17 protein-coding genes and 1 tRNA gene are annotated in these 20,161 nt (G+C 62.3%); 14 read left to right on the top strand and 4 right to left on the bottom strand.

Annotated elements, in window-relative coordinates; genetic code table 11:
- Positions 1–13: 13 nt before the first annotated feature.
- The 5 genes from betI to betB are packed head-to-tail and all read left to right on the top strand — an operon-like array spanning position 14 to position 6,292.
- Positions 14–604 (top strand): choline-binding transcriptional repressor BetI, encoded by a 591-nt coding sequence (betI, locus tag A6B35_RS12390; RefSeq protein ID WP_006204759.1) that lies wholly within the window; start codon positions 14–16, stop codon positions 602–604.
- A 23-nt stretch (positions 605–627) separates the two neighbouring features.
- Positions 628–2,124 carry a choline-sulfatase gene (gene betC, locus A6B35_RS12385; protein WP_040583551.1) on the top strand — a complete coding sequence of 499 codons (1,497 nt, stop codon included), beginning with the start codon at positions 628–630 and terminating at the stop codon, positions 2,122–2,124.
- The gene (locus tag A6B35_RS12380; protein WP_006204761.1) at positions 2,124–3,125 is read left to right on the top strand and encodes a threonine/serine dehydratase family protein; all 1,002 of its coding nucleotides are present in this window, start codon (positions 2,124–2,126) and stop codon (positions 3,123–3,125) included. Before betC ends, A6B35_RS12380 begins: the two co-directional genes overlap by 1 nt.
- On the top strand, positions 3,118–4,770 hold the full coding sequence (gene betA / locus A6B35_RS12375; RefSeq protein WP_006204762.1) for a choline dehydrogenase: 1,653 nt from the start codon (positions 3,118–3,120) through the stop codon (positions 4,768–4,770). Before A6B35_RS12380 ends, betA begins: the two co-directional genes overlap by 8 nt.
- Before the next feature lie 58 nt (positions 4,771–4,828).
- Complete coding sequence (gene betB, locus A6B35_RS12370) at positions 4,829–6,292, top strand: betaine-aldehyde dehydrogenase (RefSeq protein WP_006204763.1); 1,464 nt, start codon at positions 4,829–4,831, stop codon at positions 6,290–6,292.
- Positions 6,293–6,364: 72 nt separating this feature from the next.
- On the opposite strand, the gene A6B35_RS12365 is transcribed toward betB, so the two are convergent.
- Both A6B35_RS12365 and A6B35_RS12360 read right to left on the bottom strand, forming a co-directional pair.
- Positions 6,365–8,605, bottom strand: coding sequence for an AGE family epimerase/isomerase (locus tag A6B35_RS12365; RefSeq protein ID WP_006204764.1), 2,241 nt, complete (start codon positions 8,603–8,605; stop codon positions 6,365–6,367).
- Positions 8,606–8,652: 47 nt separating this feature from the next.
- A complete protein-coding gene (locus A6B35_RS12360) occupies positions 8,653–9,552 on the bottom strand; it encodes a LysR family transcriptional regulator (RefSeq protein WP_006204765.1) in 900 nt (299 codons plus the stop codon).
- Between the two features lie 100 nt (positions 9,553–9,652).
- Here A6B35_RS12360 and A6B35_RS12355 point away from each other — a divergent pair, with 100 nt between their 5' ends.
- Positions 9,653–10,540, top strand: a complete 888-nt coding sequence (locus tag A6B35_RS12355; RefSeq protein WP_006204766.1) for an NmrA/HSCARG family protein — start codon at positions 9,653–9,655, stop codon at positions 10,538–10,540.
- A gap of 19 nt (positions 10,541–10,559) precedes the next feature.
- Here the strand turns inward: A6B35_RS12355 and A6B35_RS12350 are convergent, their stop codons facing one another.
- Positions 10,560–12,080: a phosphomannomutase/phosphoglucomutase gene (locus A6B35_RS12350; protein WP_006204767.1), complete on the bottom strand. Its 1,521-nt coding sequence runs from the start codon at positions 12,078–12,080 to the stop codon at positions 10,560–10,562.
- Positions 12,081–12,281: 201 nt separating this feature from the next.
- Here A6B35_RS12350 and A6B35_RS12345 point away from each other — a divergent pair.
- From A6B35_RS12345 to A6B35_RS12320, 6 genes are all read left to right on the top strand, one after another.
- Positions 12,282–12,358 (top strand) — tRNA-Pro (locus A6B35_RS12345).
- A gap of 561 nt (positions 12,359–12,919) precedes the next feature.
- Positions 12,920–13,588, top strand: coding sequence for an amino acid ABC transporter permease (locus tag A6B35_RS12340; protein ID WP_006204769.1), 669 nt, complete (start codon positions 12,920–12,922; stop codon positions 13,586–13,588).
- Positions 13,589–13,601: 13 nt separating this feature from the next.
- On the top strand, positions 13,602–14,252 hold the full coding sequence (locus tag A6B35_RS12335; protein WP_006204771.1) for an amino acid ABC transporter permease: 651 nt from the start codon (positions 13,602–13,604) through the stop codon (positions 14,250–14,252).
- 98 nt (positions 14,253–14,350) lie between these two features.
- Positions 14,351–15,130 carry a transporter substrate-binding domain-containing protein gene (locus A6B35_RS12330; RefSeq protein ID WP_425312838.1) on the top strand — a complete coding sequence of 260 codons (780 nt, stop codon included), beginning with the start codon at positions 14,351–14,353 and terminating at the stop codon, positions 15,128–15,130.
- 25 nt (positions 15,131–15,155) lie between these two features.
- Positions 15,156–15,920, top strand: a complete 765-nt coding sequence (locus A6B35_RS12325; protein WP_006204773.1) for an amino acid ABC transporter ATP-binding protein — start codon at positions 15,156–15,158, stop codon at positions 15,918–15,920.
- A 72-nt stretch (positions 15,921–15,992) separates the two neighbouring features.
- The gene (locus tag A6B35_RS12320) at positions 15,993–16,883 is read left to right on the top strand and encodes a shikimate dehydrogenase (RefSeq protein WP_006204774.1); all 891 of its coding nucleotides are present in this window, start codon (positions 15,993–15,995) and stop codon (positions 16,881–16,883) included.
- On the opposite strand, the gene A6B35_RS12315 is transcribed toward A6B35_RS12320, so the two are convergent.
- Positions 16,880–17,551, bottom strand: a complete 672-nt coding sequence (locus A6B35_RS12315) for a TetR/AcrR family transcriptional regulator (protein ID WP_065518189.1) — start codon at positions 17,549–17,551, stop codon at positions 16,880–16,882. The genes A6B35_RS12320 and A6B35_RS12315 overlap by 4 nt on opposite strands.
- A gap of 160 nt (positions 17,552–17,711) precedes the next feature.
- Here A6B35_RS12315 and A6B35_RS12310 point away from each other — a divergent pair, with 160 nt between their 5' ends.
- Both A6B35_RS12310 and A6B35_RS12305 read left to right on the top strand, forming a co-directional pair.
- Positions 17,712–19,601, top strand: a complete 1,890-nt coding sequence (locus A6B35_RS12310) for a bifunctional sugar phosphate isomerase/epimerase/4-hydroxyphenylpyruvate dioxygenase family protein (protein WP_006206669.1) — start codon at positions 17,712–17,714, stop codon at positions 19,599–19,601.
- Between the two features lie 215 nt (positions 19,602–19,816).
- Entirely contained in the window at positions 19,817–20,158 is a 342-nt protein-coding gene (locus tag A6B35_RS12305; protein ID WP_006206670.1) for a hypothetical protein, read from the top strand.
- Positions 20,159–20,161 lie beyond the last annotated feature (3 nt).

The raw sequence follows: 20,161 nt of genomic DNA, 5'->3' as shown, positions 1-20,161 counted from the left end.
ACTGGGAACAAGAATGCCGAAAATCGGAATGGAGCCATTGCGCCGCAAGGCGCTCATCGACGCGACGATCTCGGCGATCGGAGAGCGCGGCTCTCTTGACGTGACCATGTCGGAGATCGCCGGCCGCGCCGGCGTGTCGTCGGCACTTGCCCATCACTATTTCGGCGCCAAGGACGAGCTTTTGCTGGCGACGATGCGGCACATACTGGCCGAACTGACCGCCGACACGTTGCGCGCCCTGGGTTCGGCCAAAACCTCACGCGAGCGTGTTTCGGCGGTTGTCGCCGTCAATTTCTCCGATCTCCAGTTCCAGCCGGAAACGATCGCCGCCTGGCTCGCCTTCTATGTCGAGGCGCAGAAATCGGCCGCACTTCGCCGGCTGCTCAAGGTCTATGCGCGGCGGCTGCATTCCAACCTGTTGAGCGGCCTGACCGGCATCCTGCCGCGCAACGAGGCCGACCGCGTCGCCGAGGCGACAGCAGCACTGATCGACGGGCTCTACATCAGGCGCGCGCTGAAGGACGGTGTGCCCGATGCAGCGACGGCGATCGCGCTGGTCGAGGACTATCTCGAAACCAAACTCGACGGCCGGAGCGCGCAGTGAGTCGACCCAATTTCCTCATCGTCATGGTCGATCAACTCAACGGGACCCTGTTCCCGGACGGACCGGCCGACTTCCTGCATGTGCCGCATCTGAAAGCGCTGGCCGCCCGCTCGGCGCGCTTTGCCAACAACTATACGGCCTCGCCGCTCTGCGCGCCGGGCCGCGCCTCGTTCATGAGCGGGCAATTGCCGTCGCGCACCGGGGTCTACGACAATGCCGCCGAATTCGCGTCCTCCATCCCGACCTTCGCGCATCATCTGCGTGCCGCCGGCTACTACACCTGCCTGTCCGGCAAGATGCATTTCGTCGGGCCGGACCAGTTGCACGGTTTCGAGGAGCGGCTGACCACCGACATCTATCCGGCCGATTTCGGCTGGACGCCGGATTACCGCAAGCCCGGCGAGCGCATCGACTGGTGGTATCACAATATGGGCTCGGTGACCGGCGCCGGCGTCGCAGAGACCACCAACCAGATGGAATATGACGACGAGGTCGTGTTCCTGGCCACGCAGAAGCTCTACCAGCTTTCGCGCGAACAGGATGATGCAAACCATCGGCCCTGGTGCCTCACCGTTTCGCTGTCGCACCCGCACGATCCCTACGTGGCGCGCAAGCAGTACTGGGATCTCTACGAACATTGCCAGGCGCTCGACCCTGAAACCGGGTTCATCGCGCATGACGAGCAGGATGCGCATTCGCAGCGGCTCTATCATGCCTCCGACTACCCCTCCTTCGACATTACCCGCGAGCAGGTGCGTCGCTCCCGGCGCGGCTATTTCGCCAACATCTCCTATGTCGACGACAAGCTCGGCGAGTTGCTGGACGTCCTCAAGCGCACGCGCATGCTCGATGACACCGTCATCCTGTTCTGCTCGGACCATGGCGACATGCTCGGCGAGCGCGGCCTGTGGTTCAAGATGAGCTTCTTCGAAGGCTCGGTGCGGGTGCCGCTGATGATTGGCGGCAAGTGTGTGCCGGCCGGTCTGGTCGAAGCGCCGGTCTCCAATCTCGATGTGACGCCGACGCTTTGCGACCTCGCCGGCATCGACATCGGCGCCATCGCGCCGTGGACCGACGGCCAGTCGCTGCTGCCGCTTACCAAGGGCGGGCCGCGGGCCGCGCCTGTGTTGATCGAGTATGCAGCGGAAGGCTCCTACGCGCCGCTGGTGGCGATCCGCGACGGCCAATACAAATTCGTCCATTGCGAGCTCGATCCGCCGCAATTGTTCGATCTCGAAGCCGACCCGCTCGAGCGGGACAACCTTGCCGCCGACCCGGCCAATGCGGCCTTGGTGGCTGATTTCATGGACAAGGTCCGGGCGCGCTGGGACATGGCCGGTTTCGACGCCGCCGTGCGCGAAAGCCAGGCGCGCCGCTGGGTCGTCTATCCGGCGCTGCGCAACGGCGCCTATTACCCCTGGGACTTCCAGCCGCTGCAAAAGGCCTCGGAGCGCTACATGCGCAACCACATGAACCTCGACAATCTCGAAGAGAGCAAAAGGTATCCGCGAGGCGAATGATGACAACAATGCTCGTCCCCTCCCTCGATCACCTCAGGCAAGCCTACGCGGTCACCGCCAAGGCGACGCAGATCACGCCGCTGCTGGAGTCGGCCGCACTTGCCCGCGAGACGGGCGCTGCCCGCGTCTTCATCAAGCCGGAATCGCTGCAATGGGCCGGTTCCTTCAAGGTGCGTGGCGCCTATTGGCGGCTGAAGCGGCTTTCGCCTGACGAGGCCAAAAAGGGCGTCGTCGCCTATTCCTCGGGCAATTTCGCACAAGGGCTGGCGGCTGCCGGTCAGGCACTCGGCATCCCCGTCACCATCGTCATGCCGATCGACGCGCCGGCCGCCAAGCGCGACGCGACGGCGGGCTATGGCGCGCGCGTCGTGCTGACCGACCATGGCGAACGCGCGCGTGAAGAGGTCGCCGCCGCCAAGGCGCGTGAGATCGCCGAGACGGAGAACCTGACGCTGCTGCATCCATTCGACGATCCGGAAATCGTCGCCGGCCAGGCCGGCGCCGGGCTGGAAGCCCTCGAGCAGCTAGATGCCAAGGGCGCCAGTGCCGACCTGCTGTTCTGCTCGGTCGGCGGCGGCGGACTGATCGGTGGTGTGTCCCTCGCCTTCCACTATCTGTCGCCGGCCACCGAAATCATCGGCGTCGAGCCGGAGGGTTTCAACGGCATGGGCTCGTCATTGGCGCATGGCGCCATCGAGACGATGCCGATCGGACCGAAATCGATCTGCGACGGGCTGATGTCGAGGCGGCCCGGTGAGGCACCCTTTGCGGCGGTCAAGACGGCCGGCGTTCGCGGCATCACCGTCGACGACGCGTCGGTGCGCAACGCAATGCGGATCGCCTTCGAGCGGATGAAACTCGTGCTCGAACCGTCGGGCGCTGCATCGCTGGCGGCGTTGCTCGGGGGCAAAGTCGATGTGGCGGGAAGGACCGTCCTTGTTGTGGCTACCGGCGGCAATGTCTCGCTCGCCGATTTCATGGCGCATATGAACCATGCTTGAAGCAGATTTCGTCATCATCGGCTCCGGCTCGGCCGGCTCGGCCATGGCCTACCGGCTGTCGGAAGACGGCAAGAATTCGGTGATCGTCATCGAGTTCGGCGGCACCGATCTCGGGCCGCTGATCCAGATGCCGTCGGCGCTGTCGATCCCGCTCAATATGAGCCTCTACGACTGGGGTTTTGCCAGCGAACCGGAACCGCACCTCGGCGGCCGCGTGCTGGCGACGCCGCGCGGCAAGGTCATCGGCGGTTCTTCCTCGATCAACGGCATGGTCTATGTGCGCGGCCATGCGCGCGACTTCGACCACTGGGCCGAAGAGGGTGCGACCGGCTGGGGCTTTGCCGACGTGCTCCCCTACTTCAAGCGCATGGAGGACTCCGATGGCGGCGAGGACGGCTGGCGGGGTAAGAGCGGTCCGCTGCATGTGCAGCGCGGGCCGCGACGCAATCCGCTCTACGGCGCCTTCGTCGAAGCAGGCCGCCAGGCCGGCTTCGAGCTGACTGACGACTACAACGGCGCCAAGCAGGAAGGCTTCGGGCCGATGGAGCAGACGATACGCGGCGGCCGCCGCTGGTCGGCGGCAAGCGCCTATCTGAAGCCGGCGCTCAGGCGAAAAAATGTTAGCCTGCTCAAGGGTTTCGCCCGGCGGGTGATCATCGAGAATCAGCGCGCCATCGGGGTCGAGATCGAAGCTCACAAACAGATTCAGGTCATTAAGGCGCGACGTGAAGTGATCGTCGCCGCTTCCTCGATCAATTCGCCCAAGATCCTGATGCTGTCCGGCATCGGCCCGGGCGCGCATCTTCAGGAAAACGGTATACAGGTCGTGGCCGACAGGTCTGGCGTTGGCCGCAACCTGCAGGATCATATGGAGCTCTACATCCAGCAGGAATCGACCAAGCCGATCACGCTGAACTCAGTGCTCAATCCGTTCTCAAAGGCGCTGATCGGAGCGCAGTGGCTGTTCTTCAAGACGGGCCTCGGCGCCACCAATCATTTCGAAGCGGCCGCCTTCGTGCGCTCGCAGGCCGGTGTCGACTATCCTGATATCCAGTATCATTTCATCCCGGCGGCGGTGCGTTACGACGGCAAGGCGGCGGCAAAATCGCACGGCTTCCAGGCGCATGTCGGACCGATGCGCTCGAAGTCGCGCGGCTCGGTGACGCTGCGCTCGCCGGACCCGAAATCGAAGCCGGTGATCCGCTTCAACTACATGTCGCATCCAGACGACTGGACCGAGTTCCGCCACTGCATAAGGCTGACGCGCGAGATCTTCGGCCAGCAGGCTTTTGACAGCTTCCGCGGCAAGGAGATTTCGCCTGGCAGCCATGTCCAATCGGACGAGGATCTCGACGCATTCATCCGGGATCACGCCGAGAGCGCCTACCATCCTTGCGGCACCTGCAAGATGGGTCGTGCCGACGATCAATCAAGCGTCGTCGATCCGGAATGCCGGGTCATCGGCGTCGAGGGATTGCGCGTCGCGGATTCCTCGATCTTCCCGCGCGTCACCAACGGCAACCTCAATGCGCCGTCGATCATGACCGGCGAGAAGGCCGCCGACCACATCCTCGGCCGCACGCCGCTGGCGCCGTCCAACCAGGAACCCTGGATCAATCCGCGCTGGCAGGTGTCGGACAGATAGAGCATTGTCGGGCGGACTGAACGATCCGCATGTCGCGAATGAAAATCGGAGAACAGCCATGCGCGCCCAGCCAACGGCATCGCACTATGTCAACGGCCGCTACCTGGACGACGAGCGCGGTGCGCCGTTGCCGGTCATCTATCCGGCCACCGGCGAGACGATCGCGACATTGCATTCGGCGACGCCCAACGTGCTGGAACTGGCGATCGAGGCCGCGCGGGCGGCACAGCCCGCCTGGGCACGTTTGAAGCCTGTCGAGCGCGGACGCATCCTGCGCCGCGCCGCCGACATTCTGCGCGCACGCAATGCCGATCTCGCCCGCATCGAGACTTTAGATACCGGCAAGGCGATCCAGGAGACGCTGGTGGCGGACGCGCCGTCGGCGGCCGATTGCCTGGAATATTTCGGCGGCGCGGTCGCTGCCTTCAATGGCGAGTCCATCGATCTCGGTGGACCCTTCGCCTACACAAGGCGCGAGGCGCTTGGCGTCTGCGTCGGCATCGGCGCCTGGAACTACCCGATCCAGATCGCCGGATGGAAATCCGCGCCGGCGCTCGCCATGGGTAACGCCATGGTGTTCAAGCCGTCGGAGAACACACCGCTGTCGGCGCTGGCACTGGCCGAGATCTACACCGAGGCCGGCCTGCCCGACGGGCTGTTCAACGTCGTGCAGGGCTATGGCGATGTCGGCGCCGGCCTCGTCGGCCATGATGTCGTCGCCAAGGTCTCGGTGACCGGCTCCGTGCCGACCGGCCGCAAGGTGCTGTCGCTGGCCGGCTCGAAGATGAAGCACGCCACCATGGAGCTCGGCGGCAAATCGCCCTTGATCGTCTTCGACGACGCCGATCTCGAAAATGCCATCGGCGGCGCCATGCTTGGCAATTTCTATTCGACCGGCCAGATCTGCTCCAACGGCACGCGCGTCTTCGTGCAGAAGGCCATCCACGACCGCTTCGTCGACCGGCTGGTAGAACGGACCAAGAAGATCCGCATTGGCGACCCGCTCGATCCGGAAACGCAGATGGGACCGCTGGTCAACAAGGCGCAGCATGAAAAGGTCATCTCGTACATCGAGGCCGGCAAGCAGGATGGCGCGACGCTTGCCTGCGGCGGCAATGTGCCTTCCCTGCAAGGTTTCCAGGGCGGCTTCTTCGTCGAGCCGACTGTGTTCACCGGCGTCACCGACACGATGCGCATCGCCCGCGACGAGATCTTCGGGCCTGTGATGAGCGTGCTGAAGTTCGACAGCGAGGACGAGGTGATCGACCGCGCCAACGACACTGAGTTCGGGCTTGCCGCCGGCGTCTTCACACGCGATCTGCAACGCGCCCATCGCGTCATCGCCGAATTACAGGCCGGCACCTGCTGGATCAACGCCTACAATCTGACACCGGTGGAAATCCCCTTCGGCGGCTTCAAGCAATCCGGAATCGGGCGGGAGAATTCGCTGGCGGCGCTGGCGCTCTACTCGCAACTAAAGGCGATTTATGTCGAGACAGGGGACGTGGCGAGCCCATATTGAGGTTGGCGATTGCGAAAGCCGACATGACAGCCGATCTCCCCCTTTCGAGGGATGTTTGGCGGCTTCAACCTCTTAGCTACCCTTCTCCGCCGTCCCATCCAGATACTGCGTCAACGCGCAGACCAGGTGATAGAAGATGCTGGCCGGCACGTCTGATGCGAGCGAACGGCCGCGCTCGTCGATGCGGTCGATCCAGAGACCCAGCGGCGCCGGGTCGATGTGCCAGCGGAACAGGCGGCCGACGCGCGCCTCGATCTCGGGCTTGAGGTCCGGCCCGCCTGCGCCATCCAGCGCGATCGCCGCCTTGACCGCCTCGGCTTGCGGCCAGCTGCGAGACACAAGATCGAGCGGCAGGCCTTGCCTGGAGACGGCGCCGTAGGACAGGCCGGTGGCGCGGTTGAGGCCGTTGGCGATCGCCGAGGCATAGAGTTTTCGGGCAAAGCCGCTAAGCTCGGTCTGGCCGCTGCGGTCGGCGAAATCGACCAGCAGCGAGGCCCATTCGAAATGATGGCCAGGCTCGGTCCAGGCGCCCTTCTCGCCGGCCACCGGCTTCCAGCCGGCGTCGAAATATTCACCCAGCGTCCAGCTTTCCGGATCGAAGAAATGGCTGCGGAAAAGGTCGATGATGCGTGCAGCGCGGCGCAGATACGCACGCTCGCCGGTCGCCTGATGCCAGGCGAGGAAGGCTTCAAGCAGATGCATATGCGGGTTGGAGCGTCGCTCGCCCTCGCCGCTCGAAGTCTCCAGGAAGCCGGTCATGCGCTCATCCTCGAGATGGGCATCGAGGAAGGCGAAGGTCTCCTCGCCGAGCAGCAAGGCATCGGGATTGCCCGACATATGAGCGTGCGCCAGTGCCAACAGAACGCAGGAATGATCGTAGGCGTCCTCGGCGGAATCCGCGACCGAACCGTCGACATTCAGAGTGCGCACCCAACCGCCGCTGTCGGTGCGGCCCTTGCCGGCCATGAAGTCGATGCCGTGGCTGATCAGCCGGTCGGCCGGGCCAGTCCAGCCGCGCGCCTTGGCGACGGCGAAGGCGTAGACCTGCCTGGCCTGCGTACGCATGCGCTTCGGCTTCAGCAGCGGTGCAGCGTCGAAGCCGAGCGCCTCGTGGAAGCCGCCATGGCGCTCGTCGACACCTGATGTCGACCACAGCGGCAAGGTCTCTTCGAACAGCCAGTGACGAACACGCCGCCGCCAGGCGCCGCTTTCGATGACGCGATCATGCGCCGGCGTGAAGCGGGTCTCCAGCCGGCCCGACTTTTCCAACTGTTCGACGATCTTCTTGACGTGCTGGCTGTGGCTGACCGGGGCGACGAAGGTGGCGTCGGCGGTCGAGACAATGGCGACGTCCTTCATGCCGATGGCCGACAGGAGCCGACCGTCGCTGCGGATGTAGGAGTTCTCGCAGTCGATGGCGACCACATCGCCGACGATGACATTGCCTTGGCTGTCGGACGGACCGACATCTAGCAGCGACTGCCAGGAGCCAAGGTCGTTCCAGCGAAAGCCGGCCGGCACCATGGCGATGCCCGTCGCCCGCTCCATGATGGCGTAGTCGATCGAGGTCGAGGGAATGGCCGCGTAGAGTTCCAGCGGCATGTAGAGGCCGGAGAGGTCCGATGTCGCCGCCTTGTAGGCCGTTTCTGTCGCCTGCCAGATTTTTGGCTCGAACGCCGCAAACGCATCGCGCATGGCGCCGGCGCGAAACAGGAAGATGCCGGTGTTCCAGTAAAAGTTTCCGGCCTCGAGATAACTCTGCGCGGTCGCGAGATCGGGCTTTTCGACGAAGCGCGACACGTCGAAGATGCCGGCCTTGTCGCCCGATACCTCGATATAGCCGTAGCCGGTCTCGGGCTGGTTGGGCTTGATGCCGAACACCACCAGCCGGCCATCGCTGGCCGCCGCGGCACCCGCTTCGATGCTCTCCCAGAATTGCCGCGTGGTGGAAATCTCATGGTCGGACGGCACCACCAGCACCAGGCTGTCGCCGAATTCCGACAGCGTGCGCAACGTAGCCAGCGCGACAGCGGCGGCGGTGTTGCGGCCGGTCGGTTCGAACAGCGGGCCGCCGCCGGCAAGGTCAAGCCCGGCGAGATCGGAATGGACGCGCTCGGCATGGCGCTCGGCGGCGATCAGGAAGATCGGCGTCTCGCCATCCGGCCTTGCCGTCAGCCGGCGCAAGGTCTTGGCCAGCATCGAGCCATCGCCGGAAAGGTCGTGGAACTGCTTCGGATTGTCCTCGCGCGACAGCGGCCAGAGCCGCGACCCGACGCCGCCGCTCATGACAAAACTGACGATCCGCTCGCTCATTCAGGTCTCGCGCTCAAGGTTGTGGCTGCTGCTTACTACACATGCCTTTAAGCTGTGTTTAGCCGATTGGAAATGCGCTCGGCCGCCAGCTCGATGAAAGCCTTGACCAGCGGCGAAAGGTGGCGGCTGCTCGGATAAAGGACATGCAGCCCGCCAGCCGGCGTCGTGTAATCCTTGAGAACACGCTTCATGCGCCCTTCGCTGATGAGCGCCTCGGCCATGCCGTGCGGCAATTGCGCGATACCGAAGCCCGCAATCGTGGCCGCAACGACTGCCTGCATCTCGTTGGCTGCGAAGCGCCCGTCTACGGCGACCGTCACCTGACCGTCCGGCCCCTCCAGCACCCAATGAGCGCCGGCCGCCGAGGCACCCGCGATGACACAGTCGTGGCCGGCGAGATCCGTGGGTGCTTCCGGCACGCCGCGACGCGCGAGATAGTCCGGGCTGGCGCAGAGCAGCCTGTGGGTCGAGCCGAGCTTGCGGGCGATCAGAGTCGAATCCTGCAGGACGCCAGTGCGGAAAGCGAGGTCGATCCCGTCCTCGACCAGATTGAGCCTGTCGTCGGTCAAGCGGAGCTCGACCTTGGCCTTCGGATACATCGCCAGAAAGTCGACCACGGCGCTGGTGAGGAAATATCCCCCGAAGCCGACGGGCGCTGAAATGCGGATCGTGCCGGAAGGCTCGGCCCTTGCTTCCGCGAGGCGCAGATTTGCTTCCTCGAGCGTCCGCAACGCCTGGCTGCTCTGCTCATAGTAGAGGCGCCCGGCGTCCGTCAGGTTGAGGCTGCGTGTCGTGCGCTGCAGAAGACGGACGCCGACCTCGCGCTCGAGCGCGGCAATGCGGCGGCTGACCGTCGTCTTGGGCATGGCGAGCAGGCGCGCGGCAGCGGTGAAGCTGCCGGCTTCGACGACGCGAGCGAAAACGACGATATCGTTGAGATCGAGCATTGTATCCGAATGTGGGACAAAGTTTTTTCAATTATAGGCAATTATGCATCAATATGGCAGTCCCTAAGTTTGCTCCACCGCAACGAAGGAGCAGAACTCAATGACCAGCAAACGAAGCATTTTGGTGACCGGCGCCACCGGCCAGCAAGGCGGCGCGGTTGCGCGCGCCCTGCTGTCGAAAGGACATCGCGTCAAGGCACTGACACGCAGGCCGGACAGCGACGCCGCAAGGCAGCTGGCGTTGGCGGGCGCTGACGTCGTGGGCGGCGATCTCGCCGACACAGCCTCCGTCGTGAGGGCCGCAAGCGGCGTCGACACCATGTTCCTGATGGGCAACAGCTATGAGGCCGGCATGGAAGAGGAGACGCGCCAGGGGATGATCGCCGCCGATGCGGCGAAGGCTGCCGGCGTCGGGCATCTGATCTATTCGTCGGTTGCCGACGCGGACAAGCACACCGGCATCCCGCATTTCGAAAGCAAGTATCTCGTTGAGAAGCATATCGTCGGGCTCGGCGTCCCCTACACGATCAGCGCGCCGGTCGCCTTCATGGAGAATATCGTCGCGCCATGGTCGATCGGCGCGCTCAGCCAGGGCACGTATGCCTTTGCGATGCCTCCGAGGCGCGTCCTCCAGTTGGTCACTTTGGCCGACATCGGCGCTTTCGTTGCCGCTCTGGTCGAGCGGCGCGAACAGGTGTTCGGCAAGCGCTTTGATTTTGCCGGGGACGAGTTGTCCGGCGAGGAACAGGCGAAGATCCTGACGCAAGCCATCGGCCGGCCCATCAGCTATCAGGAAATCCCGATCGCCGTGGCCCGCGAGCAGAGCGAGGATGCGGCACTCATGTTCGAATGGTTCGACCGTATCGGTTACGACGTCGATATCGCCGCCCTGCACAAGGAATTCCCGGAGGTCCGCTGGCACAGTTTTGCCGACTGGGCGCGCGCATTCGACTGGAGCGCTCTCGAGCGGGCATCTGCCGCCATCTGACAATTCGCGGGGCCTGAACCTAAAAGGTCTGGTTGTAGGCGCCAACCTCGGGGCTGCGACGCAGCACGGCGTCGACGGCCTCGAACATCTGCCGACGCCGCTCCGACGATACCGGGCTCTCTACCACGACGACCAGCTCCGGCTTGTTGGAGGAGGCGCGCACCAGACCCCAGGTGCCGTCCTCGGCGACGACGCGCACGCCGTTGACGGTGATCAGCGCGGCGATTTTCTGGCCGGCGAAGATAGCGCCGTCGCGCTGCATTGCCTGAAAGTCGGAAACCACCCGCTCGACCACGCCATACTTCACATCGTCCGCACAGTGCGGCGACATGGTGGGCGTGCCATAGGTCAGCGGCAGCGCGCGGTAGAGATCAGCCATCGAGCTGTCCGGGCTGCGATCGAGCATCTGACAGATGGCGATAGCGGTGATCAGCCCATCGTCATAGCCGCGGCCGATCGGCGGGTTGAAGAAGAAATGGCCGGACTTTTCGAAGCCGGCGACGGCGCCGAGTTCGGCGACGCGGCGCTTGATGTAGGAATGGCCGGTCTTCCAGTAGTCGGTCGTGGCGCCATTGGCGTGCAAGACGCCGTCGGTGTTGAACAGGCCGGTCGACTTGACGTCGACGACGAAGGTCGAACCGGGATGGATCCGCGAAATATCGCGCGCGAGCATCACGCCGACCTTGTCTGCGAAGATTTCGTTGCCTTCATTGTCGACGACGCCGCAGCGGTCGCCATCGCCGTCGAAACCGAGGCCGACATCGGCCCCTGTCTCCAGAACCTTGTCCCTGATGGCATGCAGCATCTGCATGTCCTCCGGGTTCGGGTTGTAGCGCGGGAAGGAGTGGTCGAGCTCGACGTCGAGCGGGATGACCTCGCAGCCGATGCGCGCCAGCGCCTCCGGTGCGAAGGCGCCGGCGGTGCCGTTGCCGCAGGCGCAGACCACCTTCAGCTTGCGCGCTATGCGCTTGTCTCCGACCAGGTCGTCGAGATAGGTCGCGCGAAAACTGGAGACGAATTCGTAGGAGCCGCCGCCGGCAAGGTCGAAATCGCCTGCCAGCACGATTGTCTTCAGCGCACCCATCTCCTCGGGGCCAAAGGTCAGCGGCCGCGCCGCACCCATCTTGACGCCGGTCCAGCCGTTTTCATTGTGCGAGGCGGTGACCATGGCGACGGAGGGCGTATCCAGCGCGAATTGGGCGAAATAGGCCATCGGCGACAGCGCCAGCCCGATATCCTTCACCCTGGCGCCGGCGGCCGTCAGGCCGGAGACCAGTGCCAGCTTGATGCTGAGCGAATAGGAGCGGAAATCATGCCCGGTGACGATGTCAGGCCCGGCGCCGAGACGACGGATCAGCGTGCCCAGCCCCATGCCGAGCGCCTGGACGCCGATCAAATTTAGCTCCGGCTGCACCGTCGAGCCCGGATGGCCGAACCACCAGCGCGCGTCGTATTCGCGAAAGCCGGACGCCTTGATCAGCGCGTCGGTTTCGAATTCGAAACTGTTGGGCCGGGCATCGCCAACGATTTTTGGGGGCAAGACAGCAGAACTCCAGGCGGCAGAAAATCCGATCTATCGAGGCAGCGGCTTAGCACGCAAGCCTTTAGACCGTGTTTATCCCCGGGGGAAAATCCGGGCTTTCCGGCCATGCCGGACGAAAGCGGACGAAATGCGACAGAAGCGCTGCCATTGCCGCTTGCAGGAACGAAGTACGGCGGCTATAAGCCCGCGGTCTGGTCACGGAGTGTAGCGCAGCCTGGTAGCGCACCTCGTTCGGGACGAGGGGGTCGCAGGTTCAAATCCTGCCACTCCGACCAGAAAATCAAAGGGTTAGGTAACCCGAAGACTACCTGCCCCATAGATCTCCCCACAGAAAAAAATGGAAAGCGTCCAGGGCCGCTCTGTGTGGCTGGCGGACGCATATTTGGTAAATTGGGACGTCTTCACCGTTTCTGTTCCGGTATTCGGCCCTCACGTTCAACGGCCATCGGATCCACTACGATCGCGACTACAGCGTAAACGAAGAAGGCTATGCGGGACTTGTCGTTCATGGTCCGCTGCAGGCGACGCTGCCGATGGCATTCGCGCTCGAGATCATGTCGTCTCTGCTGAAAACGTTCAGCTTCCGAGCGCTCGCGCCGCTTTGCGACATGGGCCCTTTTGAACTTCGTGCCATCTCCAAAGGTCACGGGAATGCAACTGTGGACTGAGGATTCCTCAGACCGAGCTCGAAGCCTGCGGCAAAATGATTTAACTGATTGGTACAAAATGGCTTGACGGCTATTAACCAGATGGTACAAAGATGTGCAATGAGAGAACGGCTCGCCATAGAGCGGTCGGGATACTTTGCCGCTTGAGGAGGCGTCCGGGAGGAATTGATGGGCTATGTGCTCGACTTCGGTGTCGTCTATGAGCGGCTGCCTGAATTGTTGCTGGCTGCGTTGTCGACTATCGGTCTTGCCGTCGCGGGGATGTCGCTTGCGACGCTGATCGGCGTCCTCGGCGTTCTCACACGTACATCCAAATCCTCCCTCCTTCGTATCCCGACCATCGCGTTCGTCGAGGTCATCCGCAACACGCCTTTCCTGGTGCAGATCTTCTTCATCTTCTTCGCCCTGCCGCAGTTCGGGATCCGGCTGAACCCGACGGCGACAGCGATCATCGCACTTGCCGTCAATGGCGGCGCCTATGCGATCGAGATCATTCGCGGCGGGGTCGAGAGTATCGGCAAAGGACAGATCGAAGCCGGCTTGGCGCTCGGGCTGCATAAGGCGCAGGTGTTCCGCCATATCGTGCTGAAGCCGGCCTTCAGGGCGATCTATCCTTCACTGACCAGCCAGTTCATCATGCTCACGCTGACGACATCGGTATGCACGTCGATTGCGGCGTACGAACTGACTTCGGTTGCCCAGCGGATCGAGTCCGACACCTTCCGCTCCTTCGAGGTCTATTTCAGCATCACACTGATCTATCTCGCAATTTCCGGGCTGATGATGGCGCTGTTTTCCGCGATATCCAAGCTGCTCTTCAGCTATCCGGTTCGATGAGAAAGGGCGGGTCATGGCAAGTATCGGCGTAAACGAGTTGCTTTTCCTGCTTCAGGGACTGAAATGGACGATAGCTCTGGCCGCGATCGGCTTTGCCGGCGGGGGTCTATTCGGCCTGGGGGTCGCCCTGTCGCGCGTCTCGACCCATGCCGTGCTGTGGCGGGCTGGAGCCGCCTATATCGCGGTCTTCCAGGGAACGCCGCTGCTTATGCAGCTCTTCGTCGTCTACTACGGTATCGGACTTCTCGGCGTCAATGTGGACGCGTGGATTGCCGTCGCCATCGCCTTTACCCTGCATGCAAGCGCATTCCTGGGTGAAATCTGGCGTGGCGGCATTCAGTCGGTCCCCAAGGGCCAGACGGAAGCCGGAAAGGCGCTCGGACTGCACTATGTCTCGCGCATGAAGGATGTAATCCTGCCGCAGGCGCTCAAGATATCCTTGCCTGCCACGATCGGTTTTCTGGTGCAGCTCGTCAAGGGAACGTCGCTCGCCGCGATCGTCGGTTTCGTCGAGCTCTCCCGCGCCGGCCAGATCGTTTCCAACCAGACTTTCCGGCCGCTAATGGTCTTCGCGATCATTGGAGCCATCTATTTCGCGCTGTGCTGGCCGCTCTCTTTGTGGGGCGCAAGCATGGAACGCCGGCTTGCCAAGTCGGCACGATGAGGAATTCGCCGAGCTTTGTTGAAGAGGAGAAGAAAATGATCGACAAATTGAGACATGCCTTGCGTCGCGGAAGCGTCCTTATTGCCGCGGCGGGAGCCATGCTGCTTCCACTGGTAGCTGCATTTCCGGCAAATGCCGGAACCGTCGAGGAAGCCAAGGCGAACGGCAAGGTCGTCATCGGCATCCAGGGCGACAATGCTCCCTGGGGCTTCGTCAATTCGAGCGGCGTTCAGGACGGCCTGGATGCCGACATCGGTCGCGCCTTTGCCAAGGAACTTGGCGTGGAGGTCGAGTTCATCCCGCTTGCGGTCGCCAATCGCATTCCCTCTCTGGTGACCGGCAAGGTCGACGTCCTGTTCGCCACCATGGGCATGACTGCCGAACGGGCAAAGTCGATCCAGTACAGCAAGCCCTATGCGGGCAATGTGCTTTCCATCTATGCGGCGAAGACGATGAAGGTCGCCGACTACAAGGATCTCGCCGGCCTGACGATCGGCGTGCCGAAGTCGAGCGCCATGGACACTGCAATTACCGCCGGCGTCGGCGACACTGCGACCGTTCTGCGTTTCGACGATGACGCGGCAACGATCCAGGCGCTGCTTGCAGGCCAGGTTCAGGTCGTTGGCGGCAACCAGTTCTACGGCGATCGCCTGGATGCGGCCAGCGCCGGAACCTATGGCAGCAAGTTCGACCTCAAGACACTCTACAACGGTGCTGGCACGCGCCTCGGCGAAAAAGACTGGAACGAGGCCGTCAACGCCTTTCTCGACAAGATCACGGCCGATGGCGAACATGCCAAGATCTACGCCAAGTGGATGAAGCGCGAGGTTCCGAAGTTCCCGGACTCCATGCCGGATGTCCCCTACACCGTGAAATGATCGACAATCCGAGGAGGACGTCGCCATGCCGCATATTGAACCCGGCTCAGAACAGGCCCTGATCGCACTCGAGGGCGTCGAGAAATGGTATGGCACCTTCCATGCTTTGAAGAATATCAACCTCTCGGTCCACAAGGGGGAGAAGATCGTCCTTTGCGGGCCGTCGGGTTCCGGCAAGTCCACCTTGATCCGCTGCATAAACCGCCTGGAGGACATCCAAAGGGGCAGGATCGTCGTGGAGGGACTCACTCTGGACGACAGCGGCAAGACCGTTGATGCCGTCAGGCGCGAAGTCGGCATGGTGTTTCAGAGCTTCAACCTGTTCCCGCACATGACAATCATTGAAAACTGCATGCTCGCCCCGATGCGGGTGAGAGCCATGTCGAAGGCGGATGCCCGGGACATCGCGACCAAGTATCTCGGCAAGGTGCGCATCGGCGATCAGGCGGACAAATATCCGGCGCAATTGTCAGGCGGGCAGCAGCAGCGGGCGGCCATCGCCCGGGCGCTTTGCATGGAACCGAAGGTCATGCTGTTCGACGAGCCCACATCCGCACTCGACCCCGAAATGGTCAAGGAAGTGCTCGATACGATGATCGGCCTGGCACGCGACGGCATGACGATGATCTGCGTGACCCATGAGATGGGGTTTGCCAGGCAGGTGGCCGATCGCGTCATCTTCATGGCCTCCGGAGAGGTGATCGAGGAAGCGCAGCCTGACGAATTCTTCAGCACCCCCCGGCACGATCGAACCAAGGCCTTTCTCGGCGAAATTCTCGCTCACCATTGACCGATCGCAACCGGATTCCGGCATTTTTCAGGGCACGGCCCGAAGGCCGGCCTATCTCCTTCTGGAAATCAAATGGCGGACAAACGCACTGTGCTTGTCGGACTGATCGGCTCCGACCTCAAACTTTCCAAGACGCCGGCACTGCATGAGCGCGAAGGCGCCTGTCATGGGCTCGATTATCGCTATGAGCGGGTGGACATTCATGAGCGCGATCTTCCCGAGAGCGCCCTGCCGGACCTGCTGCGTGAACTCGAGGACCGTGGCTTCTCCGGCACCAACATTACCCACCCTTTCAAACAGGCCGTGCTGCCGCTTCTCGACGAACTGTCGGAGGACGCCCGTATGCTGGGGGCGGTCAATACGGTGGTATTCCGCAACGGCAGGCGTTCCGGACACAATACGGACTGGTACGGCTTTTACGAGAGCTTTAGGCGCGGTCTCCCGGATGCGCGGCGTGATCATGCACTGCTTCTCGGAGCGGGCGGCGCCGGCGTCGCTGTCGCCCATGCCGCGCTCAAGCTCGGCATCGCCAGTCTCGATATCTTCGATCGTGATCCCACCCGTGCGGTGCAGCTTGCCGACGCCCTGAATGGACGCTTTGATGGAGACCGAGCTGCACCGACGGTGGATCTCGCCGGATCCATGGCAGCCTCGGACGGGCTGATTCATGCCACACCAACGGGCATGAAGAGCCATCCCGGCATTCCCATCGACGAAACGCTTTTGGAAAGCCGCCATTGGGTGGCGGACATCGTCTACATGCCGCTGGTTACGAATCTGCTGGCGGCGGCGGCCCGTCGCGGCTGCCGCATTCTTTCGGGCGGTGGCATGACCGTCTTTCAGGCCGTCGGCGCGTTCCGGCTTTTCACCGGCCTCGAACCCGACGCAGAACGCATGCAAATCCATTTTGCCGAGCTTTTCGACGCACGCGTCCGACCGGTGCAGGCGACAGACGAGGCTTAGCCATCACCTCGTCTGGCCAACGCCTCGAGTTTTGAGACATAGCGCAGAACCATCGCGGCAACGTGGCGCGACAATGTGTCGTGCGCCTCGTCGGCCCAGAGAGACTGACCGAAAATATGCGAGAAGGTTGCCCGGTTCGAAACATTGAAGAACGACAATGCGCTGATTTGCCAATGCAGTTCGAGCGCGTCGATGTCAGGCCTGAATACACCGTCCCTCTGCCCGCGGGCGAGCAGTGACTGCAATTTCTCAATGGCCGGCCGGTTGAGCTCACGGATGCTCTGCGAGCGCTCGATATATTGCCCGTGGTGAATATTTTCGATCATCACCATGCGAATGAAGGCCGGGTTCTGCCGGTGGTGATGAAAGGTGAACCGAGCCAAACGGTCCAGCGCCTCGATCGGATCGAGCGTATCCAGCTCGAGATCGGCCTCATCGCCGCGAACATGGCGATAGGCTTCTTCCAGCACGCGCGTGTAGAGCCCTTCCTTGTCGCCGAAATAATAATAGATCATCCGTTTGGATGTTCTGGTCTTGGCAGCGATTTCATCGATTCTCGCGCCAGACAGGCCGTTTTCGGAAAACTCCTGCATGGCAACGCGAAGGATGTCTTCGCGCACTCCTTCAGGATCCCGTTTGCCCTGCGGCTTATTCACCCGGCTCTCCATTTCTTCCTCTAAAAGGTGACCATACCCGGATCGTATGCTGGACAGAAGATATGTTTTAACCTGTTAGTACAAAATGATTGACAATCTTAACCAGTTGGTACAGAAGAACCGTGAGGAAGACAAGTCGGCGAACTTGAGCATGATTCCGGGAGGATCGGCCATGAAGACTTCCATCGCGACGGTGTCGATCAGCGGCGACCTCCCCGAAAAACTAGCGGCTATCGCCCAAGCCGGATTCTCGGGAGTCGAGATTTTCGAGAACGATTTCCTGGCTTACGATGCCCCACCGAAAGACGTGGGGCAGATGGTTCGCGATAACGGACTGGACATCACCCTGTTCCAGCCCTTTCGGGACTTCGAGGGCATGCCGGAGCCGCATCGATCGCGTGTCTTCGATCGCGCCGAACGGAAATTCGATCTCATGACGGAACTTGGCGCCGACCTGATGCTGGTCTGCTCCAATGTTTCGCCGATCGCGCTTGGCGGTATCGACCGCGCCGCAGCCGATTTCCGCGAATTGGGAGAGCGCGCGGCGCAGCGGGGATTGCGTGTCGGCTACGAGGCACTCGCCTGGGGCCGGCATATCAGCGACCATCGCGATGCCTGGGAGATCGTCCGCAGGGCGGATCATCCCAATGTCGGCATCATCCTCGATTCCTTCCATACTCTTGCCCGCAAGATCGACGTCAACAGCATTCGCTCCATTCCCGGCGATAAGATCTTCCTTGTTCAGCTTGCGGATGCACCGTTGATTGATATGGATCTGCTCTACTGGAGCCGTCATTTCCGCAACATGCCCGGCGAGGGCGATTTGCCGGTGGTGGATTTCATGCGCGCTGTCGCGGCGACCGGCTACGATGGCGTTCTGTCTTTGGAAATCTTCAATGACCAGTTTCGTGGCGGCTCGCCGCGCTCGATCGCCGGTGACGGGCATCGGTCGCTGCTTTTTCTGATGGATCAGGTCCGTCGACAGGAAGAGGATATTCGCCTTGCTGTTCCGTCAATGCCTGAGCGGGTTGCGGCGCAAGGCATCGAATTCGTCGAATTCACCAGCAGGGAAAGCGAGCAGCGGGATTTGGAAGCACTTCTCGCCACTCTCGGCTTCGCCAGAACCGGCCGGCACAGGAACCGCAAGGTGGACCTCTACAGGCAAGGCGATATTCGCCTCGTCATCAATACCGACAACCGGGGCTTTGCCAACTCTTCCTATTCCGTAAACGGCGCCAATGCCTATGCCTACGGGATGAAGGTCGCAGACGCCAATGCCACGGTGGAGCGCGCATCCGCGCTGGGAGCAGATATTTTCGCAGAGCCGCGCCTCCCGGGCGAGGTGGCGGTGCCGGCGATCCAGGGTGTCGGAAACGGCGTGATTTATTTCCTCGACGGTTCCAGCGCACTCGCCAATATCTGGGAAAGCGAATTCGATGCGGTCGAGGAATCGACCCCAAAAGGGGCCGGCCTGATCCATATCGACCACATCGCCCAGACGACCCGCTATGACGAAATGCTGACATGGCTGCTGTTCTACACATCGATCTTCGATACCCGGCGAACGCCAATGGTCGACATCGTCGATCCCGGCGGTCTTGTCCGAAGCCAGGCCGTAGAGGGCAGTGATGGTGGATTCCGTCTGACGTTGAACGGTGTGGAAAATCGCAAGACCTTCGCGGGCAACTTCCTGGCCGAAGGTTTTGGCTCGAGCATCCAGCATCTCGCCTTTGCCTCCGGCGACATTTTCGAGACAGCCCGCGCGCTTGCTGCACTCGGCTTTCTGGCTCTGCCCATCTCGCGGAATTACTATGACGACCTCGAGCCGCGTTTCGGCCTGGATCCGGACTTCGTTGACCGGTTGCGCGAAAACCGCATTCTCTACGATCGGGATGGCACGGGGGAATATCTCCAGATCTACAGCCGCACGTATGGTGAAGGCTTCTTCTTCGAGATCGTGGAGCGACGCGGCGGCTATAAAGGCTATGGAGCGATGAATGCCGCGTTTCGGATCGCAGCGCAAAGGCGGCTTTCCCAGCCGAAGGGTCTACCGAAGTTCTGAACACTTGGGAGCCAACGCATCATAGATACCATAGTATTTTCAAGCCGGGTCGGTTTCTCCCGCCGCCCTCCACATCAATCGAGCAGCTCCAAATGCGGGCCGGATCGTGGCCAGTCGCGATGATGCTCGACAGCAAGCCCTCACTTTGACCTAATGGCGCCCTGCCCTAGTTGCACGGGTATGAGGGAGTCAGGAATGGCGAGACCGGACAAGACATGAAGCTGACGTCGACGGCCGCCTTGCCATTCAGCCTGGCCGCTATGCTCCTTCTTGCAGCAGGCTGTTCGTCGACGGGAAGATCGCTCGACCCGGCGAAATACGACAAGATGACGTGCACCGAGCTCAACAGCGCGCTCGGCGACACCGCCAGCGACATCTCGCAGACCGCCATCACCCGCGGCAAGGTTGCCAACACCAGCGTCCCGCGCTGGCTGCTTGGCGGCTCGACCGTCAAGACCGCGGTCGCCAACCGCGAGACGGCCCGGATCGAACGGCTTCAGCAGCAACAACTAGCCATCGTCGCGGCAAGGAAGCGCCAGTGTCCATCTTCGCAATGACGC

The organism is Mesorhizobium amorphae CCNWGS0123 (genome assembly GCF_001686985.1).
Lineage (GTDB): Bacteria > Pseudomonadota > Alphaproteobacteria > Rhizobiales > Rhizobiaceae > Mesorhizobium > Mesorhizobium amorphae.
This window is presented reverse-complemented; position numbering and strand designations above follow the sequence as displayed.